The 17,858-nt window shown below is 63.2% G+C and carries 20 protein-coding genes; 9 read left to right on the forward strand and 11 right to left on the reverse strand.

Annotated features, from left to right (window positions below; translation table 11 throughout):
• Nucleotides 1–3 precede the first annotated feature (3 nt).
• From FRZ40_RS41110 to treF, 3 genes are all read right to left on the reverse strand, one after another.
• A complete protein-coding gene (locus FRZ40_RS41110; RefSeq protein ID WP_147238111.1) occupies nt 4–480 on the reverse strand; it encodes a hypothetical protein in 477 nt (158 codons plus the stop codon).
• 194 nt (nt 481–674) lie between these two features.
• Nucleotides 675–914: a hypothetical protein gene (locus FRZ40_RS41115; RefSeq protein ID WP_028367512.1), complete on the reverse strand. Its 240-nt coding sequence runs from the start codon at nt 912–914 to the stop codon at nt 675–677.
• A gap of 188 nt (nt 915–1,102) precedes the next feature.
• Entirely contained in the window at nt 1,103–2,932 is a 1,830-nt protein-coding gene (gene treF / locus FRZ40_RS41120) for an alpha,alpha-trehalase TreF (protein ID WP_147238112.1), read from the reverse strand.
• A 109-nt stretch (nt 2,933–3,041) separates the two neighbouring features.
• On the opposite strand from treF, the gene FRZ40_RS41125 reads away from it, so the two are divergent.
• The 3 genes from FRZ40_RS41125 to FRZ40_RS45600 all read left to right on the forward strand — a co-directional run bounded on the left by FRZ40_RS41125 (nt 3,042) and on the right by FRZ40_RS45600 (nt 5,423).
• Entirely contained in the window at nt 3,042–4,094 is a 1,053-nt protein-coding gene (locus FRZ40_RS41125) for an FUSC family protein (RefSeq protein ID WP_147238113.1), read from the forward strand.
• A gap of 159 nt (nt 4,095–4,253) precedes the next feature.
• Nucleotides 4,254–4,454, forward strand: coding sequence for a hypothetical protein (locus FRZ40_RS41130; RefSeq protein WP_028367510.1), 201 nt, complete (start codon nt 4,254–4,256; stop codon nt 4,452–4,454).
• A gap of 546 nt (nt 4,455–5,000) precedes the next feature.
• Entirely contained in the window at nt 5,001–5,423 is a 423-nt protein-coding gene (locus FRZ40_RS45600) for a rubredoxin (protein WP_147238114.1), read from the forward strand.
• A 14-nt stretch (nt 5,424–5,437) separates the two neighbouring features.
• On the opposite strand, the gene FRZ40_RS41140 is transcribed toward FRZ40_RS45600, so the two are convergent.
• Nucleotides 5,438–5,785 carry a hypothetical protein gene (locus tag FRZ40_RS41140; protein WP_147238115.1) on the reverse strand — a complete coding sequence of 116 codons (348 nt, stop codon included), beginning with the start codon at nt 5,783–5,785 and terminating at the stop codon, nt 5,438–5,440.
• 150 nt (nt 5,786–5,935) lie between these two features.
• On the opposite strand from FRZ40_RS41140, the gene FRZ40_RS41145 reads away from it, so the two are divergent.
• A complete protein-coding gene (locus FRZ40_RS41145) occupies nt 5,936–6,358 on the forward strand; it encodes a BspC domain-containing protein (RefSeq protein ID WP_147238116.1) in 423 nt (140 codons plus the stop codon).
• 34 nt (nt 6,359–6,392) lie between these two features.
• Here the strand turns inward: FRZ40_RS41145 and FRZ40_RS41150 are convergent, their stop codons facing one another.
• The 4 genes from FRZ40_RS41150 to FRZ40_RS41165 all read right to left on the reverse strand — a co-directional run bounded on the left by FRZ40_RS41150 (nt 6,393) and on the right by FRZ40_RS41165 (nt 10,162).
• Entirely contained in the window at nt 6,393–6,704 is a 312-nt protein-coding gene (locus tag FRZ40_RS41150; protein WP_147238117.1) for a hypothetical protein, read from the reverse strand.
• A 120-nt stretch (nt 6,705–6,824) separates the two neighbouring features.
• Nucleotides 6,825–7,742: a LysR family transcriptional regulator gene (locus FRZ40_RS41155; RefSeq protein WP_028367504.1), complete on the reverse strand. Its 918-nt coding sequence runs from the start codon at nt 7,740–7,742 to the stop codon at nt 6,825–6,827.
• Between the two features lie 76 nt (nt 7,743–7,818).
• Nucleotides 7,819–8,730: a LysR family transcriptional regulator gene (locus tag FRZ40_RS41160; protein ID WP_147238118.1), complete on the reverse strand. Its 912-nt coding sequence runs from the start codon at nt 8,728–8,730 to the stop codon at nt 7,819–7,821.
• A 91-nt stretch (nt 8,731–8,821) separates the two neighbouring features.
• Entirely contained in the window at nt 8,822–10,162 is a 1,341-nt protein-coding gene (locus FRZ40_RS41165; protein ID WP_147238119.1) for an acetamidase/formamidase family protein, read from the reverse strand.
• Between the two features lie 396 nt (nt 10,163–10,558).
• On the opposite strand from FRZ40_RS41165, the gene FRZ40_RS41170 reads away from it, so the two are divergent.
• The 3 genes from FRZ40_RS41170 (at nt 10,559) to FRZ40_RS41180 (ending at nt 13,261) form a co-directional block, all read left to right on the forward strand.
• The gene (locus tag FRZ40_RS41170) at nt 10,559–11,308 is read left to right on the forward strand and encodes a creatininase family protein (RefSeq protein ID WP_147238120.1); all 750 of its coding nucleotides are present in this window, start codon (nt 10,559–10,561) and stop codon (nt 11,306–11,308) included.
• 164 nt (nt 11,309–11,472) lie between these two features.
• Nucleotides 11,473–12,573, forward strand: coding sequence for an NAD(P)H-dependent flavin oxidoreductase (locus FRZ40_RS41175; RefSeq protein WP_028367500.1), 1,101 nt, complete (start codon nt 11,473–11,475; stop codon nt 12,571–12,573).
• 22 nt (nt 12,574–12,595) lie between these two features.
• A complete protein-coding gene (locus tag FRZ40_RS41180; RefSeq protein WP_028367499.1) occupies nt 12,596–13,261 on the forward strand; it encodes an MOSC domain-containing protein in 666 nt (221 codons plus the stop codon).
• Between the two features lie 66 nt (nt 13,262–13,327).
• Here the strand turns inward: FRZ40_RS41180 and FRZ40_RS41185 are convergent, their stop codons facing one another.
• From FRZ40_RS41185 to FRZ40_RS41195, 3 genes are all read right to left on the reverse strand, one after another.
• Nucleotides 13,328–13,564, reverse strand: a complete 237-nt coding sequence (locus FRZ40_RS41185; protein WP_028367498.1) for a tautomerase family protein — start codon at nt 13,562–13,564, stop codon at nt 13,328–13,330.
• Nucleotides 13,565–13,626: 62 nt separating this feature from the next.
• A complete protein-coding gene (locus FRZ40_RS41190) occupies nt 13,627–14,337 on the reverse strand; it encodes an SDR family NAD(P)-dependent oxidoreductase (protein WP_028367497.1) in 711 nt (236 codons plus the stop codon).
• 237 nt (nt 14,338–14,574) lie between these two features.
• Nucleotides 14,575–15,597 carry a TIGR03571 family LLM class oxidoreductase gene (locus FRZ40_RS41195; protein WP_147238121.1) on the reverse strand — a complete coding sequence of 341 codons (1,023 nt, stop codon included), beginning with the start codon at nt 15,595–15,597 and terminating at the stop codon, nt 14,575–14,577.
• 269 nt (nt 15,598–15,866) lie between these two features.
• On the opposite strand from FRZ40_RS41195, the gene FRZ40_RS41200 reads away from it, so the two are divergent.
• Both FRZ40_RS41200 and actP read left to right on the forward strand, forming a co-directional pair.
• Nucleotides 15,867–16,181, forward strand: coding sequence for a DUF485 domain-containing protein (locus tag FRZ40_RS41200; protein WP_028367495.1), 315 nt, complete (start codon nt 15,867–15,869; stop codon nt 16,179–16,181).
• A complete protein-coding gene (actP, locus tag FRZ40_RS41205) occupies nt 16,178–17,851 on the forward strand; it encodes a cation/acetate symporter ActP (protein WP_147238122.1) in 1,674 nt (557 codons plus the stop codon). Before FRZ40_RS41200 ends, actP begins: the two co-directional genes overlap by 4 nt.
• Nucleotides 17,852–17,858: the final 7 nt, after the last annotated feature.

Here is a 17,858-nt window from a genome sequence, read left to right on the forward strand (position 1 = left end):
CGTTCAGGCAGCGACCGTGTGCGCCAGTTCCTGCTCGGTGCGCATCAGGCCTTCGATCATCCGTGCTTCCGCCTTCGCGATGTCTTCCAGCGATGCATCGGCCAGCTGGCGCGCGAACGCGTCGAGTGCGATGGTGAGCCACGCGTAGTTGTCGCCTTCCACCGTCCACTTGCCGCCCGCCTTTTCGGTGACGTCGATGTCGGCCATCGCAATCTGCGCTTCGGCGATATCGTCGATCGCTTCCGGCACGTGACCGATACGGCTCAGTTCCTCCGCCACCAGCAGTTGCCGGCCGAGCGTCGTGAACAGTTCGCGCGAACCCTGGCCGCGCCGGAACGCATCGAGACTCGCGTATGCCTGCAGCAGCATGGCGCGCGTGATCGGTTCGTGCGCGGCGCGGCTGAACGTCAGCGCGCGCAGCAGCGGCGACATGGCGGGAGCGTGGCGGGTCTGTTTGCGGTTTCTCGACTTGTGCGACATGGTGATGTACCTCTTTTCTTCGTTTCCGGCGCGAGTGAATCGGCTTGTGGCCGCGCGGAAAAAGGTGCCGCCGATGCTCTGGCGGCACGACAGGGGATCAATGGCAAGCCTGCGAACGGATAATGAGCCGCGACAATTAAGACAGACTTAAATCGCGAGCGCCGTTCGAATCATGGCGCGCGGGCTTGCGTGTGTTACTGGTACTGGGCGTGGAGCGCCTGACGTTGAGCGGCCTGTTCTTCAGCGTGCTTTTTCGCAAGATGGCGTCCGACGATGCAACCGCCGACCGCGCCGACGACAGCGTGATGGCCCGCATAGTGTCCCGCGACGCCGCCGACCACGGCGCCCTTGATGCAGCCCGCCGCGTGCGCCGTCCCGCTGACGGCAAGAATGATCGATACGGCGGCGAGTGTGGCTTTCCCGAAAGCTGTCATGCTGTTTTCCGATTGTTTTGACCGAACCGATGTTGCGCCGGCGCGTTCGATTTCAATAGCGTGTTGCATCGATTCGCGCCGGTCACTGTGAGCGCAGTCTACGCGGAGCCCCATACCGAAGGTGCAACATGTGTGCGAGTTTCGTAACAAGCAGTTAGGCGGCGCGGGTCCGTGCGCGCTTCATCGCGTCACGGTGCAGCAGGCGCCGATGCAGGCGCAGGCGTCGCGTCAAGGCGATGCGTCGTTTTCGGCGCAGCCGCTGCCGCCGACGCCGCTTCCGATACGCCCGCAGCACCCGAAGGCACATCCACGGGACGCGTCGACGAACCGGCCGCAGCGGGATACATCGCCATCAACGTACGCAGCACGCCGTTAGTCCAGCCGAACCCATCCTGCAACGGATACTCGCCGCCGCCCGCCGCCGTCGTGCCCGCCTTCGCATCGACATCGTATTTTTCGACCAGCTTGCCTGTGTGCTGGTAGTAGGTCACGTTCGTGCCGATCCAGCGCGTCGCGATCTGCTGCGCGAGGTCGGCATGGCCATAGCGGCGCAAGCCCGTCACGGCGAGATATTGCAGCGGCGCCCAGCCGTTCGGCTCGTCCCACTGCTGGCCCGTCTGGACCGTCGTGGTCGCGAGGCCGCCGGGACGCAGCAGACGCGCGCGAACCGTCGCGGCCACGGCAGCGGCCTGTGCTTTGGTCGCGACGCCCGCGTACAGCGGATAAACGGTGGCCGCGCTGAGCCGGTGCGTGAGCTGACGCCGCGCGAAGTCGTAATCGCCGAACGCATTGATCTGCGGATCCCACAGCACGCGCCGGATCGCATCGGCTCGCGCGGCGGCGCGCTGTTGGAGGTTTTCCGCGTGGGTCGCGTCGCCTTGCACGCGATACGCCTTCGCCAGCGTGCGTTCGAGATCGACGAGCAGGCTGTTCAGATCGACGGGAATCATCGACGTGACTTCGATTGTCGCGAGCGTTTTGCCGTCCTCGAACCAGCGCGAGCTGAAGTCCCAGCCCGTTTCGCCGCCAGCGCGCAGATTGCGCCACAGATCGTCGGCCTTGCGCTGCGGCGTCGCCTGCGCGGTGGCGACATCCTCGCGATACGACTCGTCGCGCGGCGTGGCGCGCTCGTCCCAGTAGCGGTTCAGCAGCGTGCCGTCGGGCAGACGCACGAGATGTCGATAAGCGCCGCCTGGCGCGACCTTGTCGTGACCGTCCATCCAGTACGCGTATTCTCTGCGCAGCGCGGGCAGATAGTGCAGATAGACCTGATCGCCTTCGCGATCGGCGGCGAGCCGCACCATCTGCGCGAAGAACGGCGGCTGCGAACGGCTCAGGTAGTACGTGCGGTTGCCGTTGGGAACGTGGCCGTACCGGTCGATCAAGGTCGCGAAGTTATCGAGTTCGTTCTCCAGCAGGTCTTCGCGTCCGCTTTGCCGAAGTCCGAGCATGATGAAGTACGAGTCCCAATAGTAGATTTCGTCGAAGCGGTCGCCGGGCACGATGTACGGATCCGGCAGCGGCAGCAGCGACGACCACGGGCTTGCGCTTGCATCCGGGTCGCGCCTGAGCACGCTCCAGAGCGTGTCGATGTGCGCTGTCGCGCTCTGGTTCGGATCGGACACGTAGTCTTTCGTTTCGCGTGCGGGCAGCGTGAAGTGCTGCTCGACAAACGGCTTCAGCGCGAACTGCGCGTGGTCTTTCTGCCTGGCATAATCGGCGACGATCTGCTGCGGCGGCGCGTTGGGCACCATGTCGGCGAAGGTCTTGCTGTCCGGATAGAGATGCGCGAGTTCGACATCGCGATACAGCGCGCCATACAGATCGGACGGCGGCACGGGCACGACGCGCGACGCGCCGTGCGCACTGCTCGCCGATGCAGCGGACGCCGCGGCTGTGGATGAAGCATCGGCGGACAAGGTCTGTGCGACGACGCTCTGCATACTCGAGACGAGCAGCGCGGCGGCGCACAGCGCGACAGGAAGAATGCGGCGGGCATGGGCTTGCTGCATCGGCATGACGCTCCTGAGGAATGCGTTCGATGAAGGCTTTCGAATACAGGGAGTCGTGGGAGCAACGCATGTTCCCCAATGACGGCAGTTCATGCGTTTTGATGGAAATACCCGAATGACCGTACAAGATCAAAACTGGCTCAGGAACCTGCTACGCGCGCCCGAAGCGCGCCGCTTTGCACGCACGCTGTCAGGTTGCGTGCTCAGCTACGGTGCCGCGAAGCTGGCGACGTTGCCCGAAGGTTATTGGGCATTGATCACGACGATGATCGTCGTGACGCAGCCGAGTCTCACGCAGGCGATCACGACGGCGCGCGATCAGATCATCGGCGCGTGCATCGGCGGGATCGTGGGCGGGATCGGTCTCGTCGTCATGGACCACGGCTTCGATCCGCTCCCTGTGTTCTCCGTCGCGCTGCTGCCGCTGGCGGCGCTCGCCGCCGCGCGGCCCGGTTTGCGGCTCGCGTGTGTGACGCTGGTGATCGTGCTGCTCGTGCCCGGCGACGGCGGCTCGGCGTTCGTGCGGCCCTTGCATCGTGTGGCCGAGATTCTGATCGGCGCGGCGGCGGCGTTCGTCGCGACGGTGATGTGGCCGAATCGCGCACTGAAGAGCGCGCACCGGAACGCGCATGACTGTCTGGAAGCGCTTGCACAGATGATCGAGCACAAGCTCGCGTTCTCGCGCGACGATACGGCGCTCGCGCTTCTTGAACAAAACAGTCTCGCCGCGCAGACGGCGCTTACGGAAGCGCTGCAAGAGGCGGGACGCGAGCATGTGTTCGTGCCGATCCTGCGGGACAGCTCCGATGCCATCGACAAGGTGCCGCCGTTTCTGAGCCGCTTGCATCGCGACGTGCTGGTGTTCGGCCAGGCGCTCGCGCATACCTGCGCGGACGGTGCAAAGCCGCATGTCGACCCGGTGTGGCTGGCATTGCCGCGCACGTTGTCCGCGCTCGCCGACGCGGTGAATCAGGTTCCCGTCAACAAGGACAAGGCACAGGCAGCCCGCGACGCGCTCGATCCCCTGCTCAGGCGGATCAACGAACGCGTGGACGGTCCGCACGCGGCGCTGGCGCCGGGTGTCGAACTCGTGATGGCGCTGATCGTAAAGGACACGGACGGCCTGCTGCAGGTGTTGACGCCGACGGGAAAGGCCAGGTCGATGTGACGCGCGGCAAACCTCGGCAAAACTAACGCCCAGGCGAGGCAGCGACTATGCTTTTTACGTGTTCCGCCGATTCGGATCACACCGTCGTCAACGTTTGCAAACGACCGTGCAAAGCTCGCGGCCGATTGCCGTCGCAACGATCAAACAAGGAGGTGAACAATGAAGACCCTTGCGTTTGTTCTTGCCGTCGTGGGTTTTGCTGGCCTGGCCGCGCCTGTGGCCTCGTATGCGAAGGCCGATCAGAACGCCGAATACTATCGGGCCGACGACCGCGTGCGGGAAACGGGCGGCGATACGAAGGAAGCAAAGCGGCAGAGCAATTGTCAGAGCCGCGGCAGCTGCGCGCCTGTCGATCGATAGACCGGCTTTTGTGTGGTGAATTGTCGCAGCGCGCATGTCAGATGCTGCCGCGAGCGGACCTGAACGCCGTGCGTTCGTCGAGGGCGACGCATGGCGGCGCTTGACGGGAACGAACGAAGACCAGACGGCAATCCCCAGTCCGAAAGACTCTATCAACCGGATGGAGTTAATCGCGGCCTTCTCGCGAGCGATAATCGACGCTCGCAATGCAAGTCAATCTTCCCGCATGCAGCATGCCGATCCGCGCAAGCCGACAGCGAAAAGAAAGCTGCTGAACGAATGAGCGTTTAAAATCCGGGCTCGCGTTTTTTTCGGGCCGGACGCAACGCGCCGGCCTTTCTGTCACTCATTCTGTTCAAGCCCCATGTCGACACCCAATCGCGCTAACGCTCGCCGCTCGCTGACGCTTCTCGAAACCCTCGGTCTGGTCGGTATCGCCGCCGCGCTGTGCAGCGCGCTGCTGCGTCACTTTTTCTGAGTGCAGCGGACGTCGGTTCATCTGCGCGGCGAACGGCTGCAGCATGCGTTCGCTCACCCTCACTTCACATGTACAAGAAAGCCACTGCCGTAGAACTCCAGTTTTCGCCTGATCGACTCAACGACGGCGCAGGCGATCCGTTCTGGATCGATCTGAACCACAACGAAGCCGTCGAACTGCATCGGGCGCTGCAACGCTATCTCGACACGAGCGCTGCGGAGCGCCCCGCGCCGTTCGTCGTATCGCTCGATCAGGGCAACAGCGCCGACGTGCCGCAACCGACCGGCTCGAACGGCGCAGCGCAAACGCCGGCATCCGCCGACGACTTCAAGCAGTGGGTGTGCGTGATCTGCGGCTGGGTCTATGACGAAGCAGCCGGCTTGCCGGAAGAAGGCCTTGCGCCGGGCACGCGTTGGGCCGATGTGCCGGACGGCTGGCGCTGCCCGCTGTGCGACGTCGGCAAGGAAGACTTCGCGCTCGTAGAATTCTGAGTGCTCGCATGCGCTTATGTGCGCGTGCACTCCCTCACCATCTCGCGATAGATCGGATCGGCGACGCGGCGCTGGAAATATTCGACCAGCGTATCGCCGTCGCGCGTCCTGAGGCGCACGCCGATCGTCACGCCATGAAACAGCGATTGCGCTTCGAGCCTGATCGCGCCGTTCGCGTGGACTTCATGCAGATGACGCGCGCTGGCCCGCCAGCGCTCCGCGATGCAGCCGGCGACATCCGCTACCGTCTGCACGGTTTTCCCCGTGTAGTTCGGCGCGAGCGAAAAGACACTGTCGTTGCGCGAGCAGGCGACGAGCGCCACGCACGCCGCCGCGATCACAGCGATTTGAGCGAGATTCAATTTACGATCCGTTATGCAGGATTGAAGTCACGCGAACGTCTGCGCGACGATACGCGCAGACGACGCAAAGAATAAAAGCCCGGCGAAGCAGGTATACTTTCGCGCCTTGAACGTTTGCAATACTTTTGCACCTCCGGGCACCACTTCGCAATGAAAAGTATCACGGCCCTATTGGGCATCTTTAGTCTCATCTGGTTCTGCACGAACGCGTTTTCGCAAACAGAGGCCGACGTGCCCGACGACTACGCGTATCTCGCGCGCCTTCACGTGCGTCCTGCCGTCATCAACTGTATCGCCGAACTGGACCGCTGGATCCGCACTACGTCACGTTATGACATGTTTCTCGCGCCGGATCGCCGCGTGTTGAATGCGAAAGTCGATGAAGGCGGCGGTCTGTTCTCGGGCAGCAATGGCTCGCAGCCGGTCGAATCGACGGTATCGATGCGCGCGTTTGCCCGCGTGCATGCTCGCGAGGCGTGGATCCCCGTGGTCGCGAAATGCGGCATCTGGCGCGAGCATGTGGTGGGTGTGTCGCTGCAGCAGATCGAGAGCCGCACGCCTTCCGTGCACTGACAGGCGCACGACAGAGGCGCGGTAGCCGCACGGCTTACTCGCCGTGGTTGTTCAGCGTGAACCCCGACGACGAACTGTACGAAAACCGGTGTGTCAGCGAACGCACATCGTATTCGCGCAACGCGGAAAGATACGATGGTCCGTGGATGATGGCGGGCGATGGCGTAGACGGCCTGTGCCGGTCGTGATGATCCGGCTCGACGAGCGGCGAAGCGAAGTCGGAAGTGAGATCGGACGAGGAGTTGGCGAGCGCGACGATGACCGGGCCGTCCGCGTGAGCCGAATACATGCCGGCTGTGCTGAACGCGGCCATCCATGCTGCAAGCATGACGACGTAAGGCTTCATGTGCGACGGGCTGCCGTTCCGATATCGGCGTGCCGTTCGCGCACGATGCGCGCAGTTCGCCGCTATGAATCGATATTAGTCACGCAACGACGGCAACGCAAGCCGGGCCGCCGGCGCGCGTCAGGTCAGCTCGTCGATCATCAGCCGGGCAGCCGCCGACAGCGCGGAGCCGCGCCGCGTCACGATGCCGTACGGCTCGGTGCGCGAGCGGACTTCGATCGCAAGCGGCCGCGCGAGGCCGTGATCGGCAAGCAGCGCAGCCATGTCGCGAGGCATCAGCGAAACGAGCGTCGGGTCGCGTTGCAGCATCAGCACGGTGGTCATCGTCGATGCCGTTTCGATGGGATGCGCCGGCACGGAAAGCCCCGCTTCCTTGAACTCGCGTTCGAACAGGCCGCGCAGCGGCATGATGCTCGGATAGACGATCCAGCGGCTCGACGCGAGATCCGCCAGCTTCACCTTGCGCGCTTTCGCCAGCCGATGCAGCGGACTCGCGACGATCGCAAGCGGCTCGTCGCGCAGTTCGACGTAATCGTAGTGATCGGGCTGCTGCGCGACGGTCGTGCGGCAGATGGCAAGATCGAGACGGCCCTGATCGAGCAGCGCCAGCAGCCGCGCGCTGGTGTCTTCGACGACTTCGACGGTCAAGGTTGGCTGGCGTTCGCGCAGGCGTGTCAGCGCGTCCACCAGCACGCCCGACACGGCGCCCGTGATGGCGCCGACCGCGAGCCGTCCGCCCGAGCCTTGCAGGATGCCTTCCATCTCTTCGCGCAGATGCGCGACGTCCATATGAATCAGCCGCGCATAACGGATCACGCAGCGTCCCAGTTCGTTAGGCTGGATGCCTTGCGGCGAGCGCGTGAAGAGCGTCGCGCCAAAGGTCGCTTCGATCTCGCGCAGCGCCTTGGTTGCGCCGGGCTGCGTGAGCGCCATCTGATCGGCGGCGCGATGCAGCGAGCCGTGCTCGTCGAGCGCGATCAGGAGGCGCAGTTGCTTGAGCCGCAGACGGGCGACAATCGAATCGACGTTCGGCAGCATGGATGACGACAAGAGGGAAAAGGTGTGCAGGATCGCGCCCGATTGTAGCGGGCGCTTTAGGGAGCTTCAGTACGCTTCACGCTCTGAGCTTCTCCATCAGAAAGTCGACGAAGCAGCGCACGCGCGAGGACAGATGCCGCGCATGCGGATAGAGCAGCACGAATGGCCGCGTGCGGCCGCCGTACGGTGCGAGCACTTCGCGCAGCGTGCCGTCCTTCAGGTCTCTTTCGACGACGAACCGGTAAGTCTGGAACAGTCCTGCGTCATGTCGGGCGAGCGTCGCGCCAGCGAGCACGTCGCCTGACGTGCCGTATGCGCCGCGCGTCATCATGTCGATCTCCTCGCCTGCCTGCCTGAAGATCCACGGGATGTTGCGGCCCGTGCTTGGCAGCGCGAACTGGATGCATTGATGGTGGATCAGATCGTCGGGCGTGTCGAGCTTGCCCGCCGACTTCAGATACGCGGGCGAGCCCACCACCACGAGCTCGGCATCTTCGAGCGTGCGCGCGATGAGGCCGGAGTCGTCCGGCGCGCGGCCTCGAATCGCGAGGTCGAAGCCTTCGTCGGCGAAATCGATGTTGCGATTGCTCAGATGCGTTTCGACGGTGACCTCGGGATACAGCGCGCGAAATTCAGCGAGCAGCGGCAGCACGCGATAGTGGCTGTACGGCGTCGGCATGCTGATGCGCAACACGCCTGACGGCGTGCTCTGCTGCCCCGTCGCTTCGCGCTCCGCATCGGCGAGCTGGTTGAGCGCGAGACGGCATTGTTCGAAGTAGCGTCGGCCTGCGTCGGTAAGCCTGATTTGGCGCGTAGTCCGCACGAAGAGCCTGACGCCGAGCCGTTCCTCCAGTCGCGCAACGGATCGGCTCACGGCCGCGGGTGTCACGCTCGCGGCGTTCGCGGCCAGCGTGAAGCTTTCCAGTTCGGCGGCAAGGCAGAAGAGTTCGATGCTGCCAAGGAGTAGGTCTTCGAATTGACGCTGCATGGCGCTTCCGTGATGGGCGTGCCGCGAATGCGCACGCTGCGAACGCACGGCGCAAGGAGCTGCGCCGCGCGTTCGCAGAGAATAGCAGGTCTCAGACCAACTGATATTTCTCGCGCACGAGATGGCCGATGCCGATGCGCTCAAGGATATCCAACGGACAAAGCAGCGTGACGCGCACGGTGCCGGGCAAGCGGCTGATCTCGATCGAGCCCGCGATGGTCGCGCGATTGAGCACTTCCTCGTAGCTCAGGCCCGTGACGGCGGCGGCGCGGCGCAGGCCGTTTTCGGTTGCTTCGTTGAGGTTCACGCCGCTGCCGATGAAAGTCACCGGCCCGTTTTCTTCGATCTCATGCTGGCCCCAGCGCGCGCCGAGTTCGGCCACTTTGCGGCGCTGCTCGGCGCTCATCGGGCGAGCCATCGGCGGAAGGTCTTCGAGGTTCTGCAGCAGGATCGGTCCTTCGAGCGTCAGACGCTTGATGACCTCGACGGTCAGTTCGGTTTCGCCGGATACGTCCGTCGCGTGCCCGGCGATTTCGCCATTGCCCTGCTGCGCGTGCATGTCGCCGAGATAGACGCCCGCGCCCGGCACCTTCACAGGACAGATCACGATGCAGCCTTCGCGCACCGAGTTCGTATCCATGTGTCCATCCGTTTTCGCGCTGTGCAACTCTTCCGTCGTCATGCCGAAGCGGTGTGGCGCGCCGACCAGATACTGTCCGAAGTCCGCGCAGTTGTGCGAGTCGGGCAGATCGCGTGCGGGCGTCGTGCCGATGTTGCCGAGGAACGGCCGCATGTGCGCGGCGAGGCCGGGCATGTCGGCGCGCGCGAGCGAAAGGATGGAATGCTGCGCGGCCAGTTCGGGCAGCGCGGACATCGCCGATGCCTTGCCTGCCAGCCGGTTGCCGACCTCCTGATTCACGGTGAGACTCACGCCGTTTTCCTGGTCGAGCACGATGATATAGCCGTGCCGGAACCTGAACGCGCTGACTTCGGCGCCGCAGTGGTCGCAGCGGATCGCCTCGGCGCCGATGCCTTCGACGTGGCTCGCCGGATGCTCGGTGCCGCACGACGAGCAGAACTTCGCGACGAACGGATCGCCGTGATAACGCCCTTCGACGAACTGCATCACGCCCGATGACGTCGCGTGCGACGTCACGCGCATACGCTGTATTTTCAGCGCGACGGCATCGCCGACCTCCGCGCCTTCTATCGCAACGGGCTGCGTGACTTCATGGCCGCCCTGGAACGCGGGCGTGATCATCGGCCCCCAGCAGCCAGGCGGCGTGCCTGCGATCAGCGTGCCGCCGTTGGCGAGCGGTCCCAGCATTGTCTGGCTCGGACCGAGGATGCCGTTGGTATAGGACTCGACGCGCAGATGCGTGACGGGTGGCTTGCCGGTTTGTGCGTCGGAATGGGCGGTCGTCGTGCTCAATCTTGTCTCCTGCAGGAAAGGGTTCGCAATTTAAATCGCATGCGATTAAGGCGTGTGAGCCGATCATACGCGGACTTCCCCGGCTGTCAATCCTTTGCGATGCAATCGCATGCGATGTATTCCGCGCGCGCAGCACGCAAGCGTGCATTCAAGGTATCTTTCCTGTACGGAACCAATCTGCCGGATTGGCGAACGGCGATAAACATTCGATTCATGAAACGTCGTTGCCTTGCGGACAACGAGTCGTGAACCTTGTTGCTGTTGGTCGGCGTGCCGGATTGCCGGTACGCTTGTCCGGATCGGGTCCGCATTCCGCCGCGAAGCAGCGGGCTTCGCTTTTCCCAACGACCGACGCGCCACATTGCGTGCAGCGCGAAGCAGAACACAGGAGTTTCAATGCTTTTACATCTTTCGACATGGGCCGAGATCGAGCAATACCTGAAGCGGAGCCGCGCGATCGTCGTGCCCATTGGCTCGAACGAGCAGCACGGTCCGACGGGCCTGTTGGGCACCGACTGGCTGTGTCCGGAGATCATCGCGCGTGAAGCGGAAAAGTCGGCTGATATCCTCGTCGCGCCGACTTTCAACATCGGCATGGCGCAGCATCATCTCGGCTTTCCGGGCACGATTTCGCTGCGGCCGTCCACGTTCATCGCCGCGATTGGCGACTGGGTCCGCTCGCTGGCCACGCACGGCTTCGAGAAGATCCTGTTTCTGAACGGACACGGCGGCAACATTGCATCGATTGAGGCGGCTTTTTCAGAGGTCTATGTCGAAGCAAGCTTCGCAAAGCGTCACGCGGGCTTTGCGATGAAGCTGTGCAACTGGTGGGATCTGGAAGGCGTCGGCGAACTGGCGCGCAAGCAGTTTCCCGAAGGCCACGGTTCGCACGCCACGCCGTCCGAAATCGCGATCACGCAGTGGGCTTTCCCGGACGCCATCAAAACCGCCGACTACTCGCCGAAGATCGCGCCGTCGGGTCCGATCCGCGAGGCGCTCGATTTCCGCGCGCGTTTCCCGGACGGACGCATGGGTTCGGACCCGGCGCTGGCATCGCCGGAAAAAGGCGGCGAACTCGTGCGGCTGGCGGCGTCGAGCCTCGTGCACGAGCTGAATGCGTTTGCCAGCGAGCCGATGCCGAAGTAGAACAACCTGTTCCCGGCGCTCAAGAGTGAATTGCCTGCTTAATGGTTGACCCATCGTCCTTTGAAAAAGATGATCTGAGGTACAGATAGCATGCCGGGAGTGCCTGCAAGCCCGGCGTTTGCGGCGCGCAAGGCATGCGCTAACCGTTTCGATGAGGACAAGACATGAGCACACGTTCAGAAGGCAAGCCGCTATTGAGTCTGCTGGGCATCAGCAAGCCGATCATCCAGGCGCCGATGGCGGGCGTCTCGACGCCCGCGCTCGCGGCCGCCGTTTCCAATGCGGGCGGTCTCGGCTCGCTCGGCGTGGGCGCGATGAAAGCCGACGCCGCGCGCAAGACGATCCGCGACACGCGCGCGCTGACGGGCGCGCCGTTCAATATCAACGTGTTCTGCCACGCGCCCGCCACGGCCAATGCGAAAGTCGAACAGCAATGGCTGAACTGGCTCGCGCCGCAATTCGCGAAGTACGGCGCGACCGCGCCCGAAAAGCTCGGTGAGATTTACACGAGCTTCGTCGAAGACCAGCCGATGCTCGACGTATTTCTGGAAGAGAAGCCCGCCATCGTGAGCTTTCACTTCGGCTTGCCGTCCAGGGAAATCATCAAGGCGCTGAAGGATGCGGGCATCACGCTGCTGGCGTCGGCGACGAATCTGGAAGAAGCGCGGCAGGTCGCCGATGCGGGCATCGATGCGCTCGTCGCGCAGGGCATCGAAGCGGGCGGGCATCGTGGCATGTTCGATCAGCAAGCCTTCGACGAAGGCCTCGGCACGTTCGCGCTGACCCGCTTGTTCGTCGAGAAATTCGATCTGCCCGTCATCGCGGCGGGCGGCATCATGGACGGCGCGGGCATCGCGGCAGTGCTCGCGCTCGGCGCGCAGGCCGCGCAGCTCGGCACGGCGTTCGTGCCGTGCCCTGAGACGTCGATCGACGACGGCTATCGCCGCGCGATTCTCGGCGATGCCGCGCTTCACACCACGTTGACGTCGGCGATTTCGGGGCGTCCGGCGCGCAGCATGGTCAACCGCTTTACGGAACTCGGCCGCGCTGAAGACCGTCCCGCGACGCCGGATTATCCCGTGACGTACGACGCAGGCAAGGCGCTGCACGCCGCAGCGAAAGCCCAGGGTGAATTCGGCTTCGGTGCGCAATGGGCAGGACAGGCGGCGGCATTGGCGCGTGCATTGCCTGCTGCTGAACTCGTCGCACGGCTCGAGACGGAACTCGACGAAGCGATTCGCGGATTGCAGCGGTTCGCGCGCTAAACGGTCACAGCAAGCACAATCGATGGACGACACGATCGCGCAGACAGAATCCGGCGGCCGCAGCGCGCGCGAAAGGTGCGCGCGGCTGCTGTCGATCAATATCGGCGTATGCCAGACGCTGGACATCGGACGGGCGTCGGACGGCCTGACGGTCGAGTCGGCGATTCGCAAGCGCTCGGTGAGCAGCGCAAGCGAAGGCGCGGTGGTCGAAGTGCAGAAGCTCGGCCTCGCCGGCGACGAGCACGCGGACATGAGCGTTCACGGCGGCCTCGACAAGGCCGTCTATCTCTATCCCGTCGAACACTATGCGTGGTGGCAGCAGCGGCGCGTCGAAGCGGAAGCGCCCGACGCCGAAAAGCCGCTTGCATTCGGCACGCTCGGAGAAAATCTGACGACGCAGGGCTTGCTGGAGACGGACCTGTGGATCGGCGATACGCTCGTCATCGATCAGGTCAGGCTAAGGGTGGAGGCGCCGCGCAATCCGTGTTTCAAGCTCAATGCCGTGATGGGCTACCGGAAGGCGGTCAAGCATATGTATCTGAGCGGTTTTGCGGGCGTCTATCTGAGCGTCGTGCAAACGGGCTTTATTCAGGCTGGCGCGCATATCGAAGTGGTGCCGGGACGCAGAGAGGAATCGATAAGCAATATTCTCGACTGGCGGCGCGGCAGGGCGCATCGTGAGCCATAAATAGCTGGCGCGGAGATCCGCCCGCCGGATTCTCCGCGCCACGTACCGCATCGATCATGAAGGCGCTCAGTCCTTCTTCTGCGCTTTCAGCTTGCGATATTCGTCGACAGGCAAACCGCCCCAGCCCCAGTTCTCTTTCTCGACTTCCTGAATGACGACGAACGTCGCTTCGAGCGGCTTGTTCAACACGTTCAGCAGCAGTTCGCTCGCGCCCTTGATGAGCTGGGCCTTTTCTTCCGGCGTGACCGCGCTCGTGCCGGGCGTGTTGCCCTCGCGGGTCACCTGAATAGTCACGATAGGCATGAGATTCTCCGTAACGTAGTGATGTGCGACAGGCGCCGTCGCCGGCGCCTGGTCATGCGTTCTTAGTGGCCTGCGCTCTGGCCGCCGTCCACGTGCAGGATTTCGCCCGTCACGAACGGCGCGGAGTCGAGGTACAGCACGGCGTTGACGATGTCCTTCATCTCGCCCATGTGGCCGACCGGGTGCAGCGCGCCCAGCGCGTCGTGCGTTTCGGGTGCATGCATCGGCGACTTGATGATGCCGGGCGACACGGCGTTCGCGCGGATGCCCGACTTCGCGTATTCGATGGCGAGCGACTTCGTGGCGGCATTCAGGCCACCCTTGGTCAGCGACGCGAGAACCGACGGCACGCCCGCGATCGCGTGATCGACGAGGCTCGTCGTGATCTGCAGAACGTGGCCGCTCTTGTTCTTCTCCATTTCGGCGATCGCGAGCTGCGTGATGTGGAAGAAGCCGTTCACGTTCACGTTGAGCACGGCGGCGTAGTCTTCAGCCGTGTATTGCGTGAACGGCTTGGCGATGAAGATGCCCGCGTTGTTGATCAGCGTGTCGACGCGGCCGAAGCGCTTGACGGCTTCCGATACGGCGCGCTGCGCCACTTCGCGGTCGCCGATGTCGCCGGCGATGGCGACGACGCCCGGATCGTCCGAAGGCTTGATCGAACGCGCGACGGCGACGACGTTATAGCCTTGCTCGCGGAAACCCTTGACGATCTCGGCGCCGATGCCTTGCGATGCGCCCGTGACGATAGCGACCTTTTGCGAATTGCTCATGATTGACCTCGAAAACGTTGTTCGGCTGGTGTCGGAATTGACAGTGCCGTTAGGTCGTAAATCTAGGCTTCCGCGAGCAGGTTGCGTACACCCGGAGTGGACAAACAGTTGTGATCGGCAGGAACAAATGCGGTTTGTCTCCGCAAACCCTCGCCAGACGGGGCGTCCATGCGAAAAAAAGCCGCACCGGACAGGCCGGATGCGGCTTTTTTTGCGTGGGCGACCGGATGGCGTGCGCTACGCGCCAGGCGGAAAGTATGGAAGCACGTCCTGATGCAGTTCATCGAGTATCTGTCGATAATCGCGCGGCGTCACACGCGGATTCAACGCGACATGCGATACGCCTTGCTCGCGCGCCTGATCGAGAAAGTCGCGCAACGCGCGGCTGCCCATCGCAAATCCGCCGCCGATCCGTCTGAACGGATAGTCCCGCCGTGGATGCAGATACAGGAATCCGCCGAACGCGAGCGGCTTCGCATCGTCGTCAGCAGACTCGCCTTCCTTTGTCTGACGATTCGCATCCTTCCATTCATCGACGAATGATTGCAGCCGGGCGGGTTCGGGCACGAAGCCGAGATAGCCGTCCATGTTGTTCGCGATCCAGCCGAGCGTTTGCTGCGAACGCCCCACGGCCATCGTCGGGACTCTGCCGAACAACGGCTTGGGCAGCATCGTCAACGAGCCGTCGCCATGCCCGAAGCGCGGCGATTCGAAGCGCGGAAAATTCTTTTCGCTGACGCTGCGATACACCTCGTACGCGTCCCGGAAGCGCTCGCCGCGGCTGTCGAAGTCGATGCCAAACACAGGGTATTCGGAAGGCCGGTCGCCCGACGACATGCCGATCACGATGCGTCCGCCCGTGAGCCTGTCGAGCGTGTTGATCTGCTTCGCAAGTATCAGCGGCTCGCGCGTCGGCAGAACGATGCCCGTCGTGCCGAGCGTGATGTTCTGCGTCGCGGTGGCGAGATGCCCGATGTAGATCAACGGCTCGAAAATCTGCCCGGAATCGCCGTATTGCGGGTCGTAGAAGGGAATGTCGCGGGCCCACAATGCGGCGACGCCGGCTTGTTCGGCACGCTGCGCCATCTGCAGATGGTCGGCCATCGTCGGATGGGGCGACGCTGCGTGGGTTTCGAGCGGCAGAATCAGGCCGACAGTGAGCGCATCGCGCCGGAAGACGCGGTCGTAACCGCGATGACCTTGCAGAGGGAACGGCGCGCGCTCGACTTGCGGTTCGGGAAAGGGAATGTGCATGTCCATGATGTGCCTCCAGTGACGTCAGATTACGGATTCACGTCGACGGGAAAAACACAGCGGCGCTAACAACACTTGATACACGGCGTCACGAGCGGTGGACAGACGGATAAACGAAGCGAGTGCGAAACCGTCATCTCACTCGTGATGATGATACGCATCACCAATCATCATTTTACTTGATCGATGCTCGCTTCTATCGTTGGAAAAAACAGAAGAGCGCACCGGGCGGCCCCCGGCATGTGCTCACTTCCAAACGAAATACAGGAGACATCGTGGTCCAGACGACTGCACATCACGACGTCCGGCTGTCGCCGGCGTTCGTTCGACTCGTCGCGCGCCGGCGCAGGCTCGTGGCATCGCTCACGCTCGGCACCTTGTTGCCTTATTACGCTTTCGTGCTGATAGCGGGATTCGCACCGAAATTGCTCGCGGTGAAGCTCTATCCGGGAAGCGTGATGACGATTGGCTGGCCTTTGGGCGTCGCGCTGATCGTCGGTACGTGGGTGCTCACGGGCATCTATATCCGGCGCGCAAACGGCGAGTTCGACGAGCTGACCGCTCGCATTCTGGCGGGAGACGCGCGATGAAACGATGCGTCAGATTCATCGGCCTGATGCTCGCCTCGTGCATCGCGAGCGAGGCCGCTACCGCGGCGGAAACTTTCGGCAAGGTTCAGAAGCAGCCGCTCAACATAACGGCCATCGCGATGTTCGTCGTATTCGTCGTCGCGACGCTCGGCATCACGTATTGGTCCGCGTCGAAAACGAAGTCGATGAAGGACTTCTACAACGCGGGCGGCGGCATTTCCGGCTTTCAGAACGGACTGGCGCTGGCGGGCGACTACATGTCGGCGGCTGCGCTGCTCGGGTTGACCAGCATGATCTTCTTCAACGGCTACGACGGCATGCTGTACGCAGTGAGCTTCTTCGTCGCGTGGCCGTTGCTGATGTTCCTGTTCGCAGAGCGCATCCGCAATCTCGGGCAGGTCACGATCGCCGACATCGCGTCGTTCAGACTCGATCAGCAGAGAATACGCACGCTGATGGCGTTCGGCTCGCTGACGGTGGTGTGCTTCTATCTCGTCGTGCAGATGGTGGGCGCGGGCCAGCTGATCCAGCTTCTGTTCGGGCTGCAATACAACTACGCGGTCGTCGTTGTCGGCGTGCTGATGGCCGTGTACGTGACGTTCGGCGGAATGGTCGCGACGACGTGGGTGCAGATCATCAAGGCCGTGCTCATGCTGTTCGGCGCGAGTCTGCTTGCACTGCTCGCGCTGAGTCAGTTCGGCTTCTCGTTGAACGACATGTTCGCGCAGGCGATTGCCACGCATAAGAGCGGCGCCGCCATCATGCTGCCGAGCAAGCTCGTCGCCGATCCGTTTGCGATGCTGTCGTTGTCGGTTGGACTGGTGTTCGGCACATCGGGTCTGCCGCATATCCTGATGCGCTTTTTCACGGTGCCCGACGCGAAAGCGGCGCGCAAATCCGTGTTCGTCGCGACTGGCTTCATCGGCTATTTCTTTCTCGTCGTGACGGTGCTCGGCACGGCTGCCATCGTGATCGTGAACCGCAATCCCGCGTTCTTCGAGGGCGGCGTGGCGGGCGGCAAGCTGATCGGTGGCGGCAACATGCCCGTCATGCATCTGGCGCAAGCGATGGGCGGCGACCTCGTCTTGGGCTTCCTGTCCGCCGTCGCGTTTGCAACGATCCTCGCCGTCGTCGCGGGACTTACGATGGCAGGCACTTCGGCCATCTCGCACGACCTGTATGCGATGGTGCTCAAGCGCAATCAGGCCGATCACGCAAAGGAAAAACGCGTATCGAGAATCGCATCGGTGGCCATTGCGGGCGTCGCGATCGTGCTCGGCATTCTGTTCAAGGATCAGAACGTCGCGTTTCTCGTGGCGCTCACGTTCAGTGTGGCGGCGTCGGTGAATTTCCCGATCCTCACGCTTTCGATCTACTGGAAAGGTCTGACGACGCGTGGCGCATTGATGGGCGGCATCGCGGGGCTCGTCAGCGCCGTCGGTCTGGTCGTGCTGTCGCCCGCAGTGTGGGTGAAGGTGCTCGGGCATGCGTCCCCGATCTTTCCCTACGACTATCCCGCCATTATTTCGATGACGATCGCTTTCTTCTTCACGTGGATTGGCTCGATCACCGATCAGGGCGAACGCGCCGCGAACGAGCGCGAACAGTTCGACGACCAGTTTGTCCGCGCGCAGACGGGCCTCGGTGCGTCGCGCGCCGCCAGTCATTAGTGAACCG

This window comes from Paraburkholderia azotifigens (assembly GCF_007995085.1).
GTDB lineage: Bacteria > Pseudomonadota > Gammaproteobacteria > Burkholderiales > Burkholderiaceae > Paraburkholderia > Paraburkholderia azotifigens.